Here is a 5554-nt window from a genome sequence, read left to right as displayed (position 1 = left end):
GGCTCAGGGCGCATGGGAGGGTAGGCTAACCTAACTTGGTGTTCGTCGACAGCCCTCCCCAGCAGCGCGCGGTGACCGCCGCGACGCCCCCTGACCGTCGGGTGATACGGACCGTGGGACTCCTCGTTTCCCTGGGGATCCTGGTCCTCGTCGCCCTGACCAGTATCGCCATCGGTGCGAAAGAGCTCTCGACGGGGCAGGTCTGGCACGGCCTGTTCCACGACACGGGGACGTACGGCGACGTCGTGGTCGGCGAGCGGCTGTCGCGTACCGTGCTCGGGCTGCTCGCCGGGGCCGCGCTCGGTTTGTCCGGTGCCCTGCTCCAGGCGCTGACCCGCAATCCGCTGGCGGACCCCGGACTGCTCGGCATCAACGCGGGCGCGTCCGCCGCGGTCGTCACCGCCATCACGTACTTCGGCGTCACCTCGCTGAGCGGCTATGTGTGGTTCGCGTTCCTCGGCGCGGCCGCGGTCGGGGCGCTCGTCTGGTTTCTCGGCGGCAGCCGTGGGGCGACGCCCGTGCGGCTCGCGCTCGCGGGCACCGCGATCAGCGCCGCTCTCTACGGCTATCTGCAGGCCGTGATGATCCTGGACGAGGCCGCGCTCGGGAAGATGCGCTTCTGGACGGTCGGTTCGCTGGCCTCGGCGACGAACTCGACGATCACGCAGGTCCTGCCGTTCCTCGGGGCGGGCATGGTCCTGGCGCTGTTCCTCGCCCGGCCGCTGAACGCCGTGGCGATGGGTGACGACACCGCCCGCGCGCTCGGTGCCGACCTGGCCCGCACCCGCGCGCTCTCGATGGCCGCCGCCACCGTGCTGTGCGGGGCGGCGACCGCGGCCTGCGGGCCGATCGTGTTCGTCGGGCTGATGATCCCGCACGTCGTGCGGTCCTTCACCGGGCCGGACCTGCGCTGGATCCTGCCGTACGCGACGCTCCTGTCGCCCGTGCTGCTGCTCGGCGCCGATGTCCTCGGGCGGATGGTGGCACGGCCGGCGGAGCTCCAGGTGGGGATCGTCACCGCGGTCCTCGGCGGGCCGGTGTTCATCTTTCTCGTACGGCGGCGGAGGACGGCACAGCTGTGAAGGTCATGAGCGATTCCGCCCCGCGCAGGTCCGGGGCGTCCGGGTCGGGGGCCCGTCGGCCCGCCCTGCGCAACCGTACCGTCCGGACCCCGGGCGGGCTGTCGGTCCGCGTGGACGTGCGGGGGTTCACCGTCGTGGCCGGGTTGCTGCTCGCCGCGCTGACCGCGAGTGTCGTACTGATCGGCACGGGTGACTTCCCGATCCCGGCCGCCGATGTCCTCAGAACGCTGGTGGGGGAGGGCAATCAGGGCCAGGAGTTCATCGTCACCGAGCTGCGACTGCCGCGCGTCCTGGTCGGACTGCTGGTCGGTGCCGCGCTCGGGCTCGGGGGCGCGCTGTTCCAGTCCATCTCCCGCAATCCGCTGGGCAGTCCGGACGTGCTCGGCCTCGCGCAGGGCTCGACCGCGGGCGCGCTTGTCGTGATCGTGCTGTTCTCGGGCACCGCGAGTCAGGTCACCGCGGGGGCGCTCGCCGGCGGGCTCGCGACCGGGCTGGGGATCTATCTGCTGGCCTGGAAGCGGGGCGTGCACGGGTACCGGCTGGTGCTGGTCGGCATCGGGGTGGCCGCGATCGTCACCGCGGTCAACGGCTATCTGATCACCAAGGCCGACCTCGTCGACGCGGCCCGCGCGGTCGTGTGGATGACCGGCTCCCTCAACGGCCGTGACTGGTCCCAGGTCGAGCCGCTGGCCTGGATGTGCGTCACCCTCGTACCCCTGGTTCTGGTGAACGCCCCCGGGCTGCGGATGACGGAGATGGGCGACGACGTGTCGTACGCCCTCGGGGTGCGCGTGGAGCGCCTGCGGATGCTGCTGATGGTGGCGGCCGTGCTGCTCACCGCCGGGGCGACCGCGGCCGCGGGGCCGGTCGGGTTCGTGGCGCTGACGGCACCCCAGCTCGCCCGGCGGCTGACCCGCTCTCCGGGACCGAACCTCGTGCCCTCCATGTGCATGGGCGCGACCCTGCTGATCACCGCGGACCTGGCCTCCCAGCGGGCCTTCGGCGCCGACCAGTTGCCCGTGGGCGTCGTGACCGGCGTCCTCGGAGGCGTCTATCTGCTGTGGCTGCTGGTCACCGAGCGGAGGGCCGGACGGATATGAGCGGCGCGCCGGCCGACGGCAACAACGACAAGAGCTCGAGGAGTACGAGAAGCACGAGGAGCACGAGGAGCACTGTGAACCGCCTGTCCGCCGAGAACGTCACCCTCGCCTACGACCAGCGGGTCATCGCCGAGCAGCTGTCGGTGGAGATACCCGACAACTCCTTCACGGTGATCGTCGGCCCCAACGCCTGCGGCAAGTCCACGCTGCTGCGCGCCCTCTCGCGGATGCTGAAGCCGTCCCGGGGGCGGGTGCTGCTGGACGGCTCTGTCATCCAGTCGATGCCCGCGAAGAAGGTCGCGCGGACGCTGGGACTGCTGCCCCAGTCGTCGATCGCGCCCGACGGGATCACGGTCGGCGACCTGGTGGGACGCGGCCGGTACCCGCACCAGGGGCTGCTGCGGCAGTGGTCGGCCGAGGACGAGCGGGTCGTACGGGAGTCGATGGAGTCGACCGGTGTCGCCGAACTCGCGGAGCGGTACGTGGACGAACTCTCCGGCGGTCAGCGGCAGCGTGTGTGGATCGCCATGGCGCTCGCTCAGCAGACGCCTCTGCTGCTGCTCGACGAGCCGACGACCTACCTCGACATCCAGCACCAGATCGACGTGCTCGACCTGTGCGCCGAGCTTCACGAGGAGCAGGGGCGGACGCTGGTCGCGGTGCTGCACGACCTCAACCACGCCGCCCGGTACGCGACCCACCTCATCGCTCTGCGCGCCGGCGAGGTGATCGCCGAGGGGGCGCCCGCCGACATCGTCACGGCCGAGCTGGTCGAGGAGGTCTTCGGGCTGCGCTGCCAGGTCATCGACGACCCGGAGACGGGGACACCGCTGGTGGTGCCGGCGGCACGGAAGGCCCGGACACGGGTGGCGGCTACAGGAGCTTCCTGAGACGCAGCAGGTCACGCAGGCCCGCCTCGAGGCGCACCCGGCCGGAGCCCCAGGCCTTCGCGAAGTGGAGCTCGCCGTCGACCAGCGCGACCAGGTCGTCGCCGGTCATGGCGAGCCGTATCTCGGCCTGCTCCCGCGGCGGCCCCTGGAGCGTGTCCAGCACCTCGATCCGGCCGCCCCTCAGACGACCGACGAAAGTGATGTCCAGGTCGGTGATGCGGCAACTCAGCGAACGGTCGAGGGCGGCCGCGCCGCGTACGTCACCGTCGGCGCCCGCCAGATTCTCCGAGAGCTTGTCGAGTGCACCGCGGCACTCCTCTATCGAGGCCATAGCGCTCGACGGTACCTCAGGGCTTCGCGGTAGCGTCTGGGCATGAGCGACTCAGTGCCCGAGGCCCGGCCGCCGCAGGAAGCGGTGGTGCCGGAGCCGGGGTCTCCCGCCGGGCCCGGGCCCGGGTTCCAGGCCGAGCCGGAGTTCCGGGCCGAGCCCGAGCCGGAGTACGACCCGGCCGCCCCGGCGCCCCTGGGTGTGCCCCGCACACCCACCGGCAACGCCGACGTCGACGCCTCCCTCGACCGCCTGGCGGACACCGACCACCTCGCCCCCGACGGACACGTCGAGGTGTACGAGGATGTACACAGGGGGCTGCGTGACGCGCTCACCGCGCTCGACGCCCGCCCGGGACCTCCGGCGCCCTCACCCTCGTACCGACCTTCGTACCAACACAGGAGCTGAACCGAACGTGGCAGGAGTGGCACGCCGTCGTCTCGACGCCGAGCTGGTGCGCCGGAAGCTCGCGCGCTCGCGGGAGCACGCCGGCCAGCTGATCGCCGCAGGACGCGTCTCCGTGGGCAGGACCGTCGCGACCAAACCCGCCACCCAGGTCGAGACCGCCGCCGCGATCGTGGTCGCCCAGGACGACAGCGATCCCGACTACGTCTCGCGCGGCGGCCACAAGCTCGCCGGCGCCCTGAAGGCCTTCGTGCCGCTGGGGCTGGCGGTGGAGGGGCGGCGGGCGCTGGACGCCGGCGCGTCCACCGGCGGCTTCACCGACGTACTGCTCCGGGCGGGCGCCGCGCACGTCGTCGCCGTCGACGTCGGCTACGGACAACTCGCGTGGTCTCTCCAGAGCGATGAACGCGTCACCGTCAAGGACCGTACGAACGTACGCGATCTGACGCTCGAAGCGATCGATGGGGAGCCTGTGGATCTTGTCGTGGGGGATCTGTCCTTCATCCCGCTCGGCCTGGTGCTGCCCGCCCTGGTGCGGTGCGCGAAACCGGACGCCGATCTGGTGATGATGGTCAAGCCGCAGTTCGAGGTGGGGAAGGAACGGCTGGGGAGTGGTGGAGTCGTACGCAGCCCGGAGCTGCGCGCCGAGGCCGTGCGCGAAGTGGGCAGGAAGGCGGGGGAGTCGGGACTCGGAGTGCGGGGCGTGACGGCCAGCCCGCTGCCCGGACCGTCGGGCAATGTCGAATACTTTCTGTGGCTGCGAGCCGGGGCACCCGCGCTGGATCCGGCCGACGTTGACCGTGCAGTGGCGGAGGGGCCGCGTTGACACAGAACCGAGCTCGTACTGTTTTCCTGCTCGCCCACACCGGGCGGCCGGCCGCCATCCGCAGCGCCGAACTCGTGGTCAAGGGACTGCTGAGGTCGGGCATCGGCGTACGCGTCCTGGAGTACGAGGCACGCGACCTGCCGCTGCCGAGCGAGGTCGAGCTGGTCCGGGAGGCCACCCCGCAGTGCCTTGAGGGGTGCGAGCTGCTGATCGTGCTCGGCGGCGACGGGACGCTGCTGCGCGGCGCCGAGTTCGCGAGGGCCTCCGGGGTGCCGATGCTCGGCGTCAACCTCGGCAGCGTCGGCTTCCTCGCCGAGGCCGAGCGCGACGACCTCGACAAGGTCGTCGACCGGGTGGTGACCCGGGCGTACGAGGTCGAGGAGCGCATGACCGTCGATGTCGTCGTGCACCGCAACGGGGACATCGTGCACACCGACTGGGCGCTCAACGAGGCGGCCGTGCAGAAGGCGGGGGCCGAGAAGCTCCTTGAGGTCGTCCTGGAGATCGACGGGCGGCCGGTGACGGGATTCGGCTGCGACGGGATCGTGCTGTCCACGCCGACCGGGTCTACGGCCTATGCGTTCTCGGCGGGCGGGCCTGTGGTGTGGCCGGAGGTCGAGGCGCTGCTGATGGTGCCGATCAGCGCGCACGCGCTGTTCGCCAAGCCGTTGGTGACGTCGCCGGACTCCGTGCTCGCGGTGGAGGTGCTGCCGCATATTCCGCCGGGCGTGCTGTGGTGCGACGGGCGGCGGACCGTGGAGTTGCCGCCGGGGGCGCGGGTCGAGGTGCGACGGGGGGCTGTGCCGGTGCGGCTCGCCCGGCTGCATCACGCTTCGTTCACCGATCGGCTGGTGGCGAAGTTCGCGCTGCCCGTTTCCGGGTGGCGGGGGGCGCCGCACTAGCGGTTTCGCCGCTGTCTCTTA

At 71.6% G+C, this 5554-nt stretch carries 7 protein-coding genes; 6 read left to right on the top strand and 1 reads right to left on the bottom strand.

The genetic code is table 11. From position 1 onward, the window contains the following. Nucleotides 1-38: 38 nt before the first annotated feature. The 3 genes from FNH04_RS40425 to FNH04_RS40415 are packed head-to-tail and all read left to right on the top strand — an operon-like array spanning nucleotide 39 to nucleotide 3072. Complete coding sequence (locus tag FNH04_RS40425) at nucleotides 39-1082, top strand: FecCD family ABC transporter permease (protein ID WP_322725278.1); 1044 nt, start codon at nucleotides 39-41, stop codon at nucleotides 1080-1082. Between the two features lie 5 nt (nucleotides 1083-1087). Further along, the gene (locus FNH04_RS40420; protein ID WP_152791169.1) at nucleotides 1088-2182 is read left to right on the top strand and encodes a FecCD family ABC transporter permease; all 1095 of its coding nucleotides are present in this window, start codon (nucleotides 1088-1090) and stop codon (nucleotides 2180-2182) included. After that, nucleotides 2179-3072, top strand: coding sequence for an ABC transporter ATP-binding protein (locus FNH04_RS40415; RefSeq protein ID WP_152791168.1), 894 nt, complete (start codon nucleotides 2179-2181; stop codon nucleotides 3070-3072). Before FNH04_RS40420 ends, FNH04_RS40415 begins: the two co-directional genes overlap by 4 nt. Here FNH04_RS40415 and FNH04_RS40410 read toward each other — a convergent pair. Then, nucleotides 3056-3403, bottom strand: coding sequence for a sterol-binding protein (locus FNH04_RS40410; protein ID WP_152791166.1), 348 nt, complete (start codon nucleotides 3401-3403; stop codon nucleotides 3056-3058). The two genes, FNH04_RS40415 and FNH04_RS40410, sit on opposite strands and share 17 nt — an antisense overlap. A 42-nt stretch (nucleotides 3404-3445) precedes the next feature. Here FNH04_RS40410 and FNH04_RS40405 point away from each other — a divergent pair, with 42 nt between their 5' ends. The 3 genes from FNH04_RS40405 to FNH04_RS40395 are packed head-to-tail and all read left to right on the top strand — an operon-like array spanning nucleotide 3446 to nucleotide 5533. Beyond that, on the top strand, nucleotides 3446-3808 hold the full coding sequence (locus tag FNH04_RS40405; RefSeq protein WP_152791164.1) for a hypothetical protein: 363 nt from the start codon (nucleotides 3446-3448) through the stop codon (nucleotides 3806-3808). Nucleotides 3809-3815: 7 nt separating this feature from the next. Beyond that, nucleotides 3816-4631 (top strand): TlyA family RNA methyltransferase, encoded by an 816-nt coding sequence (locus tag FNH04_RS40400; protein WP_322725274.1) that lies wholly within the window; start codon nucleotides 3816-3818, stop codon nucleotides 4629-4631. Beyond that, nucleotides 4628-5533 carry an NAD kinase gene (locus FNH04_RS40395; RefSeq protein ID WP_152791162.1) on the top strand — a complete coding sequence of 302 codons (906 nt, stop codon included), beginning with the start codon at nucleotides 4628-4630 and terminating at the stop codon, nucleotides 5531-5533. The genes FNH04_RS40400 and FNH04_RS40395 overlap by 4 nt, the downstream gene beginning before the upstream one ends. Nucleotides 5534-5554 lie beyond the last annotated feature (21 nt).

Origin of the sequence: Streptomyces phyllanthi (genome assembly GCF_009377205.1) — a bacterium.
GTDB lineage: Bacteria > Actinomycetota > Actinomycetes > Streptomycetales > Streptomycetaceae > Streptomyces > Streptomyces phyllanthi.
This window is presented reverse-complemented; position numbering and strand designations above follow the sequence as displayed.